At 64.8% G+C, this 15,645-nt stretch carries 17 protein-coding genes; 8 read left to right on the forward strand and 9 right to left on the reverse strand.

Annotated features, from left to right (window positions below; translation table 11 throughout):
• Positions 1-35: 35 nt before the first annotated feature.
• From efeB to efeU, 3 genes are read right to left on the reverse strand one after another with little or no spacing between them, the layout of a single operon-like run.
• Complete coding sequence (gene efeB / locus AC51GT_RS19680; RefSeq protein ID WP_496329875.1) at positions 36-1,361, reverse strand: iron uptake transporter deferrochelatase/peroxidase subunit; 1,326 nt, start codon at positions 1,359-1,361, stop codon at positions 36-38.
• Entirely contained in the window at positions 1,361-2,578 is a 1,218-nt protein-coding gene (gene efeO, locus AC51GT_RS19685; protein ID WP_496329876.1) for an iron uptake system protein EfeO, read from the reverse strand. Before efeO ends, efeB begins: the two co-directional genes overlap by 1 nt.
• Before the next feature lie 31 nt (positions 2,579-2,609).
• Positions 2,610-3,491 (reverse strand): iron uptake transporter permease EfeU, encoded by an 882-nt coding sequence (gene efeU, locus AC51GT_RS19690; RefSeq protein ID WP_496329877.1) that lies wholly within the window; start codon positions 3,489-3,491, stop codon positions 2,610-2,612.
• A 331-nt stretch (positions 3,492-3,822) separates the two neighbouring features.
• Here efeU and AC51GT_RS19695 point away from each other — a divergent pair, with 331 nt between their 5' ends.
• The 5 genes from AC51GT_RS19695 to AC51GT_RS19715 all read left to right on the forward strand — a co-directional run bounded on the left by AC51GT_RS19695 (position 3,823) and on the right by AC51GT_RS19715 (position 8,089).
• Entirely contained in the window at positions 3,823-4,554 is a 732-nt protein-coding gene (locus tag AC51GT_RS19695; RefSeq protein WP_496326745.1) for a lytic transglycosylase domain-containing protein, read from the forward strand.
• Between the two features lie 146 nt (positions 4,555-4,700).
• Positions 4,701-5,987: a phosphopyruvate hydratase gene (gene eno, locus AC51GT_RS19700; protein ID WP_496326746.1), complete on the forward strand. Its 1,287-nt coding sequence runs from the start codon at positions 4,701-4,703 to the stop codon at positions 5,985-5,987.
• 202 nt (positions 5,988-6,189) lie between these two features.
• Positions 6,190-6,603 carry an FtsB family cell division protein gene (locus tag AC51GT_RS19705; protein ID WP_496326747.1) on the forward strand — a complete coding sequence of 138 codons (414 nt, stop codon included), beginning with the start codon at positions 6,190-6,192 and terminating at the stop codon, positions 6,601-6,603.
• Positions 6,600-7,139: a DUF501 domain-containing protein gene (locus AC51GT_RS19710; RefSeq protein ID WP_496326748.1), complete on the forward strand. Its 540-nt coding sequence runs from the start codon at positions 6,600-6,602 to the stop codon at positions 7,137-7,139. Before AC51GT_RS19705 ends, AC51GT_RS19710 begins: the two co-directional genes overlap by 4 nt.
• Entirely contained in the window at positions 7,136-8,089 is a 954-nt protein-coding gene (locus AC51GT_RS19715) for a Ppx/GppA phosphatase family protein (protein ID WP_496329878.1), read from the forward strand. The genes AC51GT_RS19710 and AC51GT_RS19715 overlap by 4 nt, the downstream gene beginning before the upstream one ends.
• A gap of 56 nt (positions 8,090-8,145) precedes the next feature.
• Here the strand turns inward: AC51GT_RS19715 and AC51GT_RS19720 are convergent, their stop codons facing one another.
• Positions 8,146-8,742 carry a TIGR03086 family metal-binding protein gene (locus AC51GT_RS19720; RefSeq protein WP_496329879.1) on the reverse strand — a complete coding sequence of 199 codons (597 nt, stop codon included), beginning with the start codon at positions 8,740-8,742 and terminating at the stop codon, positions 8,146-8,148.
• Positions 8,743-8,803: 61 nt separating this feature from the next.
• Here AC51GT_RS19720 and AC51GT_RS19725 point away from each other — a divergent pair, with 61 nt between their 5' ends.
• Positions 8,804-9,256: a MarR family winged helix-turn-helix transcriptional regulator gene (locus tag AC51GT_RS19725; protein ID WP_496329880.1), complete on the forward strand. Its 453-nt coding sequence runs from the start codon at positions 8,804-8,806 to the stop codon at positions 9,254-9,256.
• A 26-nt stretch (positions 9,257-9,282) separates the two neighbouring features.
• On the opposite strand, the gene AC51GT_RS19730 is transcribed toward AC51GT_RS19725, so the two are convergent.
• The 5 genes from AC51GT_RS19730 to AC51GT_RS19750 all read right to left on the reverse strand — a co-directional run bounded on the left by AC51GT_RS19730 (position 9,283) and on the right by AC51GT_RS19750 (position 13,843).
• Positions 9,283-9,765, reverse strand: a complete 483-nt coding sequence (locus AC51GT_RS19730) for a DUF4395 domain-containing protein (RefSeq protein ID WP_496329881.1) — start codon at positions 9,763-9,765, stop codon at positions 9,283-9,285.
• Positions 9,766-9,851: 86 nt separating this feature from the next.
• Entirely contained in the window at positions 9,852-11,312 is a 1,461-nt protein-coding gene (locus tag AC51GT_RS19735; RefSeq protein ID WP_496329882.1) for a DHA2 family efflux MFS transporter permease subunit, read from the reverse strand.
• Positions 11,313-11,528 carry a hypothetical protein gene (locus AC51GT_RS19740; RefSeq protein ID WP_496327190.1) on the reverse strand — a complete coding sequence of 72 codons (216 nt, stop codon included), beginning with the start codon at positions 11,526-11,528 and terminating at the stop codon, positions 11,313-11,315.
• Between the two features lie 54 nt (positions 11,529-11,582).
• On the reverse strand, positions 11,583-12,698 hold the full coding sequence (locus AC51GT_RS19745) for a fatty acid desaturase family protein (protein WP_496329883.1): 1,116 nt from the start codon (positions 12,696-12,698) through the stop codon (positions 11,583-11,585).
• Positions 12,699-12,766: 68 nt separating this feature from the next.
• On the reverse strand, positions 12,767-13,843 hold the full coding sequence (locus AC51GT_RS19750; protein WP_496329884.1) for a ferredoxin reductase: 1,077 nt from the start codon (positions 13,841-13,843) through the stop codon (positions 12,767-12,769).
• Positions 13,844-14,025: 182 nt separating this feature from the next.
• On the opposite strand from AC51GT_RS19750, the gene AC51GT_RS19755 reads away from it, so the two are divergent.
• Positions 14,026-14,709: a TetR family transcriptional regulator gene (locus AC51GT_RS19755; RefSeq protein WP_496327198.1), complete on the forward strand. Its 684-nt coding sequence runs from the start codon at positions 14,026-14,028 to the stop codon at positions 14,707-14,709.
• 82 nt (positions 14,710-14,791) lie between these two features.
• Positions 14,792-15,565, forward strand: coding sequence for an SIMPL domain-containing protein (locus AC51GT_RS19760; protein WP_496329885.1), 774 nt, complete (start codon positions 14,792-14,794; stop codon positions 15,563-15,565).
• Positions 15,566-15,645: the final 80 nt, after the last annotated feature.

Genomic DNA, 15,645 nt, shown 5'->3' on the forward strand with positions numbered 1-15,645 from the left:
CGCCAAAAGGGCACACTATCGGGGTGTGGGGGCGTTCATTCGAAGAGGTGCTGGCCCCAGTATTGACCCTCGGATAGGCCTGGGGGGCAGGCGAACAGGGCCGTCCCGGTGTGCATCAGGTATTCCATCATCGCATCTTTGGAGGCCAAGGCCCGCTGCATCGGGACGAACTGGGTGTGGGCGTCCCGGCAGTACGCGATGAAGAACAGGCCGGCATCGAGGTGTCCGAACCCGTCGGAACCGTCGGTGAAGTTGTAGCCGCGACGCAGGATTCGCACCCCACCGAGATTGTCCGGATGGGCCAGGCGCACATGGGCATTGCGAGGGACGAGTGGTCCGGCGCCGTCGCCGATGTTGAAGTCCATCTCGTCGAACTCGTCGACCTTTCCCAGTGGTGCGCCGTTGCCCTTGAAACGTCCGACGATCTGTTCTTGTTCGAGCAACATCGCCCGGTCCCAGGGTTCGATGTCCATCCGGATCCGCCGGGCCACCAGATATGAACCACCGGTCATCCACTGGGCGGCCGGCGGGTTGTCGCCGGCGCCAACCCAGACGTGTGTGTCGAGCGCCTCGGTGTCATCGGCCTTGATGTTCGCGGTTCCGTCCTTGAACCCGAACATGTTTCGCGGTGTGGCCTGCGATGTGGTGGTGGACGACGTGCGTCCGAACCCCAGCTGGGACCAGCGCACACTGACCACCCCGAACCCCATCCGGGCCAGATTGCGGATGGCGTGGACGGCGACCTGGGGGTCGTCGGAGCAGGCCTGTACGCCGATGTCGCCGAAGCTGCGCGAACGCTCGATGGCATCGGCGACAAACGCCGGAAGGTCGGTGAGCGCAGCCGGCTTGCGTTCGGCGATACCGAAACGGTCTGAGCCGGTCGGGTTCGCGGCGCTGGGACCGAACAGCCCGGGCCCGAATCCGATGGTGATCGTCAGCGACGACGCCGTCAGGCCCAGGGCCTCACCGGTGTCGGCCGGCGGGGTGTAATCGCCCATCCCGAGCGCGCCATCCTCGACGGTGTCCAGACCCCTGGTCATGCGCTCGGCGGCCGCCGTCCACCGTTTGAGCATGTCGACCAGCTCGTCGCGGTTGTCGGTGATCACGTCGAACGCCGCGAAGTGCAGTCGGTCCTGGGCCTCGGTGACGATGCCGGCCTGGCGTGATCCGTAGAACGGGACGATGTGATCGGCCGGGTCGGCGCTCGGTTCGGATGCGGTGGCGCGGCCGACGGCGAGACCGCCGGCCGCTGCCACGGCGGCCGCACCCACCCCGGCGGCACCGAGCACCGCGCGACGGCTGACGCCGGTGCGCTCGCTCGGCTGGTCCGGGGTGGGTGCGGTGCCCTCTGGTTCGGTCACTATTGCGTCATCACCAACCCGGGCACCAGCGACAGCGACTGCGAGAGTGCGTCGATCTGATCGGAGAACGCCTTGCGGGCCTCTTCGGGGACCTGGTCGTAGGACTGATACCCGTCCGCCGTCTGATACTCCTCGATGGATGCGCGCACGGCCGCGAACTGTGCGGTGATCTTGTCCATCAGTTCGGGGTTCTTGGCCGCGATGATGGGTTGCATCGCTGCGATGAGTGTTTCGGATCCGTCGACGTTGGCGGCGAAGTCCCACAGGTCGGTGTGGCTGTAGCGGTCCTCCTCGCCGCCGACCTTGGTGGCCGCGACCTCATCGATCAGTGCCTGCGGGCCCTTGACGAACGAACCGGTCTCGAAGACGAAGTCGGGTTTGTCGACTTCGGCCTTGAGCGCGTTGACGTTTGCCAGTAACTCGTCGGCCGCCTTGTCGGCTTCGGCCTTGTTGTCGGTCGCCAGCGCATTGTCGTAGTCGGCCTGGCTCACGTCACCGGGGTTCTCGCCGATGTCGCTGGTCTGCGGTGCCCACAGGAAGCGTTCGATGCGATGGAACCCGGTGAACGGGGCGGCGCCGTCTTCGGTGTCGTCCCAGCGCATGTCGATCGCGGGATCGAGGTCGGGGAACGATTCGGCAACCGGTTCGATGCGTTCGTAGAAGGTACGCGTCTGACCGAACTGCGCCCGAGCGGCGTCGAGGTCACCGGCCTTGACCGCCGCGACGAACACGGCGGTTTGATCAGCGAAACCGTTGACCTGCCCGCGGACGTAGTCGAGATAGGAGGCCTTGGCCTGTTCGACATCGGCCGGAATCTTCGCCTTCTCCTTGGTCTCACCGGTCACGTTCAGCTCTTCACGGATACCGGTTCCGACCATACCGGGCTTGCAGGCTGTCTGATAGGTGCCCGGCTCCACGATCTCGACCGTCAGCTTGCCGGTCAGACCCGGCCCGATGTTCTCGACCTCGCCGAGGACGCGATTGTTGTTGCCGTACACATAGAACTCGGTGATCTTGTTGCCGTTGTTCGTGACATTGAACGACACGTTCCCCGTCGCGGCATCCGTGGTGGCGAGATCGCAGCTCGAATCGGTCGAGGTGACGGCGATATCGCCTTCGGAGGCCTCGGTCTTGTCGGTACAGGCAGCCAGGGCGAGCGGGCCGATGACCGCCGCGCACAGCAACGCGACCGCCTTGGCGGATCGGGTGGGGTTCATGTGGAGGTGGAGCCTTTCTCAAGGTGGGGGATCAGGCGGTGACGGGTGTCTGTTGCGGTCTGGCCGGCGCCGGTTTACGGGGCCAGAGGAAGAAGGTCATCACGATCAGGAGATAGGCGGCCCAGCCGAGGACCTGGAGCACCGTCGGATCGGGCCGGAAGTTGAAGACGCCGGCCAGAACGGTTCCGTACCAGGATGATTGGTCGTACTGTGCGGTGACATCGAAGGCGGTGTTCGACAGCCCGGGCAGCCATCCCACGGTCTGCAGTGCCCGGATCGCGTACGCCAGCATCCCCGCGGCGACCACCACCAGAAACGCTCCGGTGTAGGTGAAGAACTTCTGAAAGTTGATCCGGACCGCACCGTGATACAGGAGCACCGTGACGATGACGGCGATGACGACTCCGAGCACGAGCCCGACCAGCGGCCAGTTGCTGCCCGAGGTGTTCTCGGCGTACCCGACCATCAGCAGTGCGGTCTCGACACCTTCTCGTCCCACGGCGAGGAACGACAACAGCACCACCGCGCCCGCGCCGACCTCCAGGGCGCGGGCCATCGATTCCTTGAGCTCGCCGGAGATGGACGCCGCTGCCGTGCGCATCCACAGCACCATGAAGGTCACGATCGCCACCGCTGCCAACGAGGTGACGCCGGCGATGGCTTCCGCGGTCAGGCCGGTCACGGTCGACGTGCCGTAGTGGATGACGGCGAAGATGGTCAGCACCATCACGATCGCGGAACCCACGCCGAGCCACACCCACTTGAGGGCGTCCCGCCGGTCCGATTTGACCAGGAACGCGACCAGGATCATCACGACGATCCCGGCCTCGAGTCCCTCGCGAAGACCGATGAGCCCGCTCCCGAACAACTGGGTCGCCACCGAGGGTGCCGAACCGCCGTCAGCGACGTACAACTGTGCTCCCTCTGTCTTCGAGCCTGGTTAGGGTCGGGTTGCCTAAGACGCGACTGTACAACGGAATCCGGGGAACTCCGAGGGGTAATTGTGGAGTTGGGACATGTTGGGGACTTTGTGCCCTCACCCGCTGCGACCTGGGCATTCGGGCAAATCGGACAAAGCTCACCCAGGCTCGGTGTGTTGTTCGGCGATTCGGTACCGGGCAAGCGCGGCGTGGTCGGGCACAGTGGAATGGTGACCCCACTCGAAGTGGTGGGTCGATGGTGACGAAGTGAGGATGACGGTGGTGCGTGGGCGTCGGCGAGAGCCGCGAAGTGATCGGCGAACGATGAGCCGGCGGTTGGCGGTCGTGGGTGTCGCCGTGGGTGTGATGGCGGCGACCGCCGGATGCCTCGATCTTCCGTCCAAGCCGGACGTGGTGATCCCGGAGGGCATCCCGCCCAACCCGGGGGCGCCCGTGCCCTACTTCGACATCAATGCGCCCGGCCGCACCGCCGAGCTGGTGCGTGAGTGGGCGACCCCGATCTCCGAGGAGAGCCGGATCCCGCTCGTCGCCCTCGAGGCGTACGCCAATGCGGCGGAGATCCAGCGGCAGCAACACCCCGAATGCGGTATCACCTGGACAACGCTCGCCGGGATCGCCGGGGTGGAGAGCAAACACGGTCAGTATCGCGGGGCACAGATCGCTGCCAGCGGCGACGTCTCGCCGGAGATCCGGGGTGTCCCGCTCGACGGGACGGCGGGCAACGCCAAGATCACCGACACCGACGGCGGACTACTCGACGGCGACGATGTGCTCGACCGGGCGATGGGTCCGTTCCAGTTCATCCCGGCGACCTGGGAACGCTTCGGCGTCGACGCCAACGGTGACGGTGTGGTGGATGTGGACAACATCGATGACGCCGCGCTGTCCGCGGCTCGCTACCTCTGCGTCTCCGGTGGCGACCTGACCACCCCCGAGGGCTGGGAGAAGGCGGTCAAGGTCTACAACAACTCGATGCAGTACGTCCTCGACGTCCGCGACCATGCCAACGCCTACTCGGTGAACGTCGCGTACTGAGATTTTCTGTGCAGATCGCATCTGCATCGACGTCGGTGCGGCAATCGTTATCTGGCCGCGTTGGGCATTAGGCTCTAAGGCGATACGCGCCACCTTCTCGGTGCGGGCGTGAACGTGCAGTGATCAACATCTGAAGGAGATGAGCCGTGGCCAGCATCGATCAGGTCGGAGCCCGCGAAATTCTGGACTCGCGGGGTAACCCGACAGTCGAGGTCGAAGTTGTTCTGGACGACGGAACATTTACCCGCGCGGCGGTGCCCTCGGGCGCCTCGACCGGTGAGCACGAAGCAGTGGAACTCCGCGACGGTGGCGATCGCTACGGCGGCAAGGGTGTTCTGAAGGCCGTGGAGGCCGTCCTCGGTGAGATCGCGCCTGCCGTGATCGGTATCGAGGCCGACGATCAGCGACTGGTCGATCAGGCCCTGCTCGACCTCGACGGAACCCCCGACAAGTCCCGCCTCGGTGCCAACGCACTGCTCGGTGTCTCCCTGGCCGTGGCCAAGGGTGCTGCCGAGTCGGCCGGACTCCCGTTGTTCCGTTACGTGGGCGGACCCAACGCGCACATCCTGCCCGTCCCGATGATGAACATCGTCAACGGCGGCGCGCACGCGGACACCGGTGTCGACGTCCAGGAATTCATGGTCGCGCCCATCGGGGCGCCGACGTTCAAGGAGTCCCTGCGGTGGGGCGCCGAGGTGTACCACTCGCTGCGGTCCGTCCTGAAGTCCAAGGGCTTGTCGACCGGTCTCGGTGACGAGGGCGGCTTCGCGCCGGACATCGCCGGGACCCGTGCGGCGTTGGAGCTGATCAGTGAGGCCATCGGTAACACCGGTCTCAAGCTGGGTACCGACGTTGCGCTCGCGCTCGACGTCGCCGCCACCGAGTTCCACACCGAGGGCAAGGGTTACGCCTTCGAGGGAAGCATCCGTACGGCAGCGCAGATGGCCGAGTTCTATGCCGAACTGCTCACCGAGTTCCCGTTGGTCTCCATCGAGGATCCGCTGTCCGAGGATGACTGGGATGGATGGATCGCGCTCACCGAGGCCATCGGCGACAAGGTCCAGCTGGTCGGCGACGACCTGTTCGTCACCAACCCCGAGCGTCTGGAAGACGGCATCAACCGCGGTGCGGCCAACGCACTCCTGGTGAAGGTCAACCAGATCGGCACACTGACCGAGACCCTCGACGCCGTGGCGCTGGCACACAACAGCGGCTACAAGACGATGATGAGCCACCGTTCGGGTGAAACCGAGGACACGACCATCGCCGATCTGGCAGTGGCGTGTGGTTGTGGACAGATCAAGACCGGCGCACCGGCTCGCAGCGAGCGCGTTGCCAAGTACAACCAGTTGCTCCGCATCGAAGAGGGCCTCGGAGACGCAGCCCGCTATGCCGGCGATCTCGCCTTCCCGCGGTTCTCCTTCGAGGGCTGAGCCGCACCGAAAGTTGATGGACGCCTAAACCATGGCCGAAAGACGAAGTCGCCGAACGGGATCGCCAGACGGATCCCGGCGTGAGCGCGGCCGTGGGCAGGCGGACGGTGCGCATGGACCGGCTCGGTCGGGGTCGCGCAGTCGCGGCGGCCCCGGCCCTACCCGGGCCCGTGCGACATCGCGAGCGTCCGCCTCACCGACGATGACGTTGCCGCGGACCGCGGCAGCGTTGTCGTCGCGGTGGGAGGCGATCAATCCGAAGCGCGCGGTGGTACTCGCCGCGGTCCTGAGTCTGCTGGCGTTGTCGCTGGCGGTGCCGATGCGGACGTACTTTTCACAGCAGACCGAGTTCGACGAGTTGCGGGCAAGCACTGTGCAACTCGAGCAAGAGGTTCGGGACTATGAAGAGAAGGTCGCCGAGCAGAGTGACCCGGCCTATATCGAGGCGCAGGCGCGCGAGCGATTGCAGTTTGTGATGCCAGGGGAGAAGCCCTTGGTGATGCAGTACCCGGAACCACCGGGCAAGACGGACGAAGAGCGTGAGGCGGAGAAGCAGGCACAGAACCCCTGGTACACCAACCTGTGGGAGTCCGTATCTGTGCCCGAGAAAAAATGAGTAACCCAGAATCCAATCAGCAGGTCTCCCAAGATGATCTCGACGTCATCGCCAAGCAGCTCGGGCGGGTGCCGCGCGGGGTGCTCGAGGTGAGCTACCGCACTCCCGACGGTCGGCCGGCGGTCGTCAAGACCGCTCCGCGCCTGCCCGATGGCACACCGTTTCCCACCCTGTACTACCTGACCGACCCGCGCCTGACCGCCGAGGCGAGTCGGCAGGAATCGGCCGGGGTGATGCGGGAGATGACGGCCCGGCTGGCCGAGGATCCGGAGTTGGCGGCGCAGTATCGCCGGGCTCACGAGTCGTATCTGGCCGAACGCGACGCCATCGAATCGTTGGGTACCGACTTCACCGGCGGCGGGATGCCGGACCGCGTCAAGTGCCTGCACGTGTTGATCGCCCACTCTCTGGCAAAGGGCCCCGGCCTCAATCCTTTTGGTGACGAGGCGGTCTCGTTGGCTGCCGCGGCCGGTCTGCGCGGCAGTGCGATTCCGGCGGATTGGCCGGAACTACCTGCCCGCGAAGAGGATTCATGACCGAGGTTGTCGCGGCAGTTGACTGTGGCACCAATTCGATCCGGTTGTTGGTCGCTGCCGCAGGAAACGACGGACTGATCGATCTGCATCGCGAGATGCGGGTGGTGCGTCTCGGGCAGGGCGTGGACGCCACCGGCGCATTCGCCGACGAGGCGATCGAACGCACCCGCGTCGCCCTGGCCGACTACGTGACCGTCATGCAATCGCACGGTGTCGGGGCGGTTCGGATGGTGGCCACTTCGGCCACCCGGGACGCCGTCAACCGGGACGAATTCTTTGCGATGACGCGTGACCTTCTGGGCGCGGTGGTACCGGGTGCGGTCGCCGAGGTGATCTCGGGCGACGAAGAGGCCCGGTTGAGCTTTGCCGGTGCGGTGGGCGACCTCGACCCCGCGCAGGGTCCGTTCGTGGTTGTGGACCTCGGTGGTGGCTCGACCGAGGTCGTCATGGGTGACAGCGATGGCGTGCACGCTGCGTATTCGGCCAACATCGGTTGTGTCCGGCTGACCGAACGCTGCCTGCACAGCGATCCGCCCACCGAGGCCGAGATCGCCGATGCCATCTCGGTCGTCAAATCGCTTCTGGGCGAAGCCTTTTCGCATGTCGACATCGACGGCGCAAAGACGTTTGTGGGTGTGGCCGGAACGATGACCACCCTGGCCGCCCTGGCCGCAGAGCTGCCGGAATACGACTCCGAGCGGATTCATCTCTCACGAATCGGCTTCGACCGGTTGTCGCAGGTGTGCTGGGGTCTGGTCCAAATGCCGCGTGCGGAGCGGGCGGTACTCGGGCCGATGCACCCGGGCCGCGTCGACGTCATCGGGGGTGGATCGCTGGTGACGCTCGAACTCGCCGAGATGATCGGGGAGCGGACCGGTATCACCGATCTCGTTGTCTCCGAACATGACATCCTCGACGGGATTGCACTTTCGCTGTTCAACGTCGGCTGACGACGTTCGTAGGCTGGTGCCTGAGGCAGGTGGATGCCGGGGGCCGGTAAGCGGGCTCAGGTCGACGGCCACCGGGGTGAGCGCCCCAGTAGTGCCAGCGTCCGGTCCAGCGCGGTCGCGTCGGCCGGGGGGCCGGTCCGTGGCCCGAACGGGGAACCGGATTGCCTGCGGCTGTTGGTATCTGGGATCTGCTCGGCGATTCGTAGCGCGAGATCGGTCAAATTCGGGTCCGGTTCGATGTGACGACCGACGGTCCGGGCGACGTCCCAGGCGTGGATGAAGCAATCGACCAGGTGCATGGTGATCGCCTGTGAACCGATGAAGGTCCGATCGCGCGACAGCTCCGGCAGGGCGAAGTGACGATCGGCGACGCCGGGCTGAGTGAATGCCTCGGTCACCACGGCGGCCGACGTCAGGTAGTCGCTGACCGGATCGCCGCGCGGTGTTCCGGTGGCCCAGAGTGCGTCGTCGTGACCGTTGCCGGCGGCAGCGGCTGCGAAACCGTTGTTTTGCACGGTCATGTGGTCCAAGAGCTGCTCCAGATTCCACTCGGCGCAGGGGGTTTGTCGCGTCAGCTGGTCGGGGGTGATCAGTCGCGCGGCGTCGATGGTGAGTTGTACGGCTTGGGTGTGTGAGGTGAGTAAGGAATCCATACGCATGAGCATATCGTATGCACACTGCTTATGAATAGCCTCGAGAGGATAGCTTGGGTACATGACTGAGCAACCGCGTCCAGATCTGGCAGCGATGTTGTTTCCGGTGGTCCGCGCGCTGATCGAGGTCGAGGAACCGATCTTGGCCGAGAACGACCTCACCATGTGGGCATATTCCGTGCTGCTCGAGCTCGGGGACGGTCCGGTCCGGACCCAGCAGGCGCTGGCAAGTGCCATCGGCGCAGACAAATCGCGGCTGATCCCGATCTTGGACAACCTGCAGGGCAGGGGGATGATCACTCGCCGACCCGATCCGGCCGACCGTCGCGTCCGTCTGGTGGCCCTGAGCGCGGAGGGGCAGCAGCTTCGGGATCGGGCCCAGTCGTCGATTCAACGCGCGGAAGGAAAGATCCTGGCGCCGTTGGCCCCGGCTGAACGGCAGGACTTCATCCGCATGGCGCGCGTCCTGCACGAATCCGTGCGAGGTGCAGCTGCGGACCCGACCGCGCAGTGACCCGCTTGCCGGCTGTGGGTGGGGGGTTACTGGCTGACGGGCGTGCGCAGCGAGATGTTGTTGCAGGCCTCGCAGACGCTCTGCGGGATCACGCCGGCCCGCTGGAGGAAGCCGAAGACGGTGCAGCCCAGGCAGAAACCGAGGACCGATTCCAGGAGTGCGGCAACCACGAGCAGTCCGGTCACGATCTGGGCCGCCACTCCGAGGCCGAGTAGCGACAGGATCAACGCCGACCCACTGAAGACGAGTCCGATGGTCTGAGCGAAACGCTTCGGCGGACCGGGGACCAGCTTCGTCTTCTTGATCAGGTGCGGTGCGATGACCCGCACGGAGAGTTGTCCGAACGGTGAGAGCGTGGGGCCCGAGGCCACCCGCAGCGCGAACCCGATCGCCAGCAGCGCGTACACGACGGGATTGTTGACCACGATCGCCACCACGGCGAGTACGACGACCAAGCCCGCCGTCGACCGCGCGGCGTACTCGTTGACGGGATTCGGAAAAGTCAGCACCGGCCCAGGCTACCGGCCCCCCGATGATGTGCCCTTTTGGCGGTGCTGACCTGGGAGTTTATTCGCCAAAAGGGCACACTTTCGGGTTAGGCGGGGCTGGATTCTTCCAGTTCGGCGAGGCGTTCCTGATTTTCTGCGTGTTTTCGGACGGCACTGAGCCCGGGCAACAGGAAGCTGGCCGCTGCACACAGGGCATAACCGCAGATCGGCACCCAGGCGGCGATCGTGAACGCGTGCAGCAACTCCGGTTGCGTGTAGCGACCGGCCTCGCCGAAGAAGAGCACGCCGGTGACGGCCACACCCACGGCGCCGCCGATCTGGGCAAAGGTGTTCAAGGTGCCCGACGCGGCACCGGAATCGGACACGTCCACGGTCGACAGGGCGATATCTAGCAGCGGTACCAGCATGATCGTCAGACCGAGACCGGCCAGGGCCATCGGGAAGACGGTGTCCCAACTCGAGAAGGCTGCGTCGGCGTCGCGGATCACCACAATGGTCCAGGCGGTGCCGGCGCTCATCATGAGACCACCGATCAGCGGCAGATTACGTCCGAGTCTGGTGGTCAGCGCGGCACCGATGCCGGCTGCGACAGTGGCGCCGATGCTGAAGGGCAGCGTCATCGCGCCGGCCGTGATGGCCTCGAAGCCGAGCCCGACCTGGACGTAGAGCGCCAGGATCAGGAAGAACGACGTGATCGAGCCCTGGAACAGGAACTGGATGGCCGAACCCCCGACGAAGCCGCGGCTGGCGAACAGGCGCAGCGGGATCAGTGCGCTGCCTTCGACGGTTCGCCGTCGCTGCTGGAACACGAACGCGATCAACGCCACCGGCGACAACGCCATCAGCACAAACGACCAGGTCGGCCAGCCCAACTGCCGTCCCTCCACCAGGGGATAGACGAGCAGTAGGACGCCACCGACGGCGAGTACCACCCCGAGGAGGTCGAGGTTGGTGACCTTCTCGGACTTGGTGTCGGGGATCAGGAACCAGCCGGCGACCGCGATGATGATGCCGATCGGAACGTTGATGAAGAAGATCGCCCGCCACTGCCCACCCAACGGGTTGTCGGTGACCAGCCAGCCGCCCAGGACCGGACCGATCACCGCCGCCATCGCGGTGATGGTGCCCAGGATCGCAAAGACCGGCGCGCGCTCCTTTGGTCGGTAGAGGACCTGCACGTTGGCCAGTACCTGCGGAACCATCAGCCCGGCAAAGAAGCCCTGCAGCACCCGCGATGCCACCAGGACGCCACCGGTCTGCGCGGTGGACGCCAGGACCGAGGCCAGGGTGAAGCCGACGATTCCGACGAGGAAGACCTTTTGCCTGCCATAACGGTCACCGAGGCGACCGGCCGTGATCAGCACGGCGGCGAAGGCCAGGACATAGCCGCCGACCAGCCATTCGATCTGCGCCGGGGTGGCGCCGAGGTCGCCGCGGATGGATGGGATCGCCACGTTGACGATCGTCACGTCCATGAGATCCATGAACATCGCGAAGGCGAGAATCGCCATCGCCAGGTTGCGCCGCTGGTAGACCGGCGCGGTCATTCAGGCGCTCGGACCGTCTGTGCGTTCCGCATCGTCGAGGCGGGCGCGCTTGGATGCCTCGCGCATCTCGATGCCGTCGCTGATCAGGTCGCCGACCTCCCTGGTGACGTCGATGACTGCTCCGGTGATGATGGACGCGATCCGACCGACCCGGTGAGTGGTCTGTTCGATCAATTCCTGGGCGATATCCTTGTTGCGTTCGAATTGCGAGACCATGAGGGCCTTCCGTGTCGATGCCGGAATCGTCCCATTTTGTCAGAAGATTCGGCGTTAGGCAGCAACTTTGGATTCGACCTTAACACTGAACTCTGCGTCATCGGCCACCCATGAGTTGGGCAGCGAGAGCCGGGCGATCTTCCGCCACGTCGATCCGATCTGATGACTGAAACTGCCGGTGTTGTAAGGCAATCCGTAGCGCTCGCAGAGTTCGCGGACCTCACCGGCGATCTGCGGGTAGCGGTTGGCCGGGATGTCGGGGAACAGGTGGTGCTCGATCTGGTGGGACAGGTTGCCGCTCATGATGTGGAACAACGGGGTGCCGGTGATGTTGGCCGAACCGAGCATCTGTCGCAGGTACCACTGACCGCGGGTCTCGTCCTGGGTCTCTTCCTTGCTGAAAGTCTGGACACCCGAAGGGAAGTGGCCGCAGAAGATGATGGAGAACGTCCACAGGTTGCGGGCCAGGTTGGCGCCGGCGTTGCCGACCAGTGTGCTGACAAAGAACGGTCCGGTGAGCGCGGGGAAGACGACGTAGTCCTTGAGGACCTGTCGGCTCGCCTTGCGCCACATGCCCTTCACCAGACCCTTGACGTCGGTCCACTTGCGTTTGCCGGCCAACAGGTTCTCGGTCTCGAGATCATGCAGCATCACGCCCCACTCGAACAGCACCATCAGTGCGCTCGCCCAGGCGAGATTGCCCAGGTAGTAGGGGTTCCACTTCTGGTCGCGGTCCATACGGAGGATGCCGTAGCCGATGTCGCGGTCCTGGCCCACGATATTGGTGAAGGTGTGGTGCATGTAGTTGTGGCTGTGTCGCCACTGATCTGCCGGACAGACTGTGTCCCATTCGAACTCGCGGGAGTTCAGGCCCGGCTCACGCATCCAGTCGTACTGGCCGTGCATGACGTTGTGGCCGATCTCCATGTTGTCCAGGATCTTCGAGACACTCAATGCCCCGACTCCGGCGAGCCAGGCCGGCGGGATGAACGGGAAGTACATCAGTGCGCGGCCGGCGACCTCGAGGGTGCGCTGCGTTTTGATGATCGAATAGATGTACTCACGGTCGGCCTCGCCGAGGTCGGCGACCACCCGCGCACGCAGTGCGTCGAGTTCTTGGCCGAGTTCTTCGACTTGGTCGTGGGTGAGGACGAGTTCTTTGTTTGTCATGGTGACTCCTACAGAGGTGTCGGAAACTCGGGGTGTGGGGGAGCTTGGGATGCCGGGCAATCTGGGTGTCAGATCTCGATGACGCAGTCGCCGACCGGTTTGCTTATGCAGAGCTGGATGTGCTCATCGGATTCGGCGTCGGTGTCGCCGGTGAGGATGTTCTTGGTCAGACCGGAGCGCTTGACCGCGGTGCATGAGAAGCAGATGCCCATCCGGCAGCCGAACTCTGGTTGCAGCCCGGCCTTTTCTGCCTGTTCGAGGATGGACGCACCGGTGTTGGGTGCGGTCTTGCCGCTGGCAGCAAAGCTGAGCTGTCCGTGTGCGGGGGCATCGTCGTCGGCCGGTGTGACCAGCACGAACTGTTCGATGTGCAGATTGTCGACCGCACCGATGTCCGTGAGGTGATCACGCACGCTGTCGTGCAGGGCGGATGGGCCGCAGAGAAAGATCGGCGTATCGGCTCGGTGGGCGCCGGGTAGGTGCTCAGCCCGAAAATGCTCGGCGGGCGATCCGTCGGCCGGGCGGGTGAAGTGGGTGCGAATGTTCCACTCGGGGTGATCAGAAGCGATGGCCCCGAGTTCGCGCGCGTACGGGTGATCGTCGGCGTTGCGCGCGTAGTGGATGAAGTCGACGTGTCCGCGGTAGTTCTCGGCTACAAGTGTGCGCAACATTGAGAGCACAGGTGTAATACCGCTGCCCCCGCTGACGAAGATCATCCGGTCAGGCCGCTCGGCAGGCAGCGTGAAGGATCCGGTCGCGGGCGAGAGTCCCAGGACCTGGCCGGGGCGGGCGTGTTCGCGTAGGTGCTTGGACACGAGTCCGTCGTCGTGCGCGGTGAGTGTCAGTTCGATGTGGTCGTCGGTCGTGGCGCTGTTGGCGGGCGAGTAGCAGCGGGTGTGTCGAACGCCGTTGATCACCGCGCTGAGCTGCACAAATTGCCCTGCCTCGAACCCGGTCCACTGCCGGGTCGGGCGCAGTAGCAGCGTCACCGATCGTGGCGAGCGGTGTTGTACGTCGACGATCTCGGCGCGCAGGTCGCTCCAGGTGATGCGCGGGTCGATCAACTCCAGGTAGCGATCGACGGCGTGGGGCGTCAGGGCAGCTTCGAGTACAGGGCCGAGGAATCTGGAAATGGTTCTCGACATTGTCGAGTCCTTTCATTCAGTGCACGACTGTTCACTAGCAGTGTTGCATCACCGGGCCCCCCGCCGTCAAGGGTTTCAGGTGTAACGGGCACCACGTTTTGGATGCGGGGTTGCAGACGTCTCCGGTGTACGGACGTACACTCAGCTGCGTGTCGCGGAGTTCGAAACATCACAGCTCGAGAATCGCCAGTGGTTCTCGGCATGGCTCCGCGTCGGCCGAGCGTGTTGCCGAGGTATCCCGAACCCGCGCCGAGCAGAAGAGCCGGACCCGTCAGGCGCTGCTCGACGAAACTCTCGAGTTGGTGGGTGAGCGCAGTTTCTCGTCGATCAGTCTGCGTGAGGTGACCAAGCGGGCCGGAATCGTGCCGACGGCTTTCTATCGCCACTTCGCGTCGATGGACGAAGTGGGCGTGACCCTGGTCGAGGACGCGATGCGGACCCTGCGCCGTATGTTGCGTGACGGGCGACGAGATCTAGCCGCCCGCACGGCCGTGCCCACCGCGAAGGATTCCCTGGCCGTCGTGGTCCGGCAGGCCCGCGCCAACGAGTCGCAGTTCCGGTTTCTCGTGCGAGAGCAATATGGCGGGAGCACCGAGGTCCGGCGCGCCATCGACACCGAGCTCAAACTGCTTTCGCGGGAGCTGGCCATCGATCTGTCCAGGATTCCTGAGTTGGCACACTGGCCGGCCGATGATCTCGAGATCGCCGGAGACCTGATCGTCACCGTGATGCTCCACGCCGTCGCGGAACTCGTCGAACTCGATCCGCGCAATGCCCGCGAAGAAGAAGACTTGATCCGGCGGACGGAAAAACAAATTGTCATGACATTCCTGGGAATGGGCGCATGGCGCCCGTCGCAGGACTGACCGGCTGCCGGGGTTCGACGATCAAGGCACCCGATCCCGGCGTTGTCGATGCCTGCGCCTGGATCCCCGATACAGTCCTGACGTGGATACCAGTGAACCTCGATCAGCTGCCCGCCGGCGAGTGCTGAATGCACCGAGCCCGCGTCGGATCGCCTTTGCCGTGGCCGGTTCGGCTGTGTTGGTGTTCGGCCTGGCCGCATGCGGTGAGGACAACCCATCGGATCCGGCGAACCAGCGTTCGGTGACGGTGGTCGGTAGCGGTGAGGTCAAGGGGGCACCTGACACGTTGCGGGTCGATATCGGCGTCGAGACGACCGGCGACGACGTGTCGACTGCGATCAATGCGGCCAACGCGCAGATCACCGCGGTAACCGACGCGGTGGTCAATGCCGGTGTGCCGCGCGAAGATGTGCAGACCCAACAGGTCACGGTCTCACCCGATATGACCAATCCCGGCCCCGGTGGGTCGAGCCAGATCTCGGGCTACCGGGCGACCAACTCGATCCGGGTGGACATCCACGACCTGGCCAAGGGTTCTGATGTGCTCAAGGTGGCAGCCGAGGCGGGTGGCAACGACATCCGGATCAGCAACGTGTCGTTTGTCATCGACGACGATTCCGAGTTGGTCGCCAATGCTCGAGAGGAAGCGTTCAATGACGCACGGAGCCGCGCTCAGCAGTACGCAAACCTGTCGGGGGACGATCTCGGTGCCGTGCTGACGATCGACGAGACCACCTCTGGGCAGGCAGTGTCGGCGTCCGAGCAGCAGCGCACGATGCTGGACAGTTCGGTTCCGCTCGAACCCGGTCAGCAGACCGTCGGGTTCTCGGTGACCGTGAAATGGCAACTGAAGTAGCGTTCGCCTCACGCGACGATATTGGTTGGCTCGAGTCGTCCAAAACGCCAGGCTGCCGCCCTGCCCAGAAGTACCAGCAC

The organism is Williamsia sp. z34, from assembly GCF_059553395.1.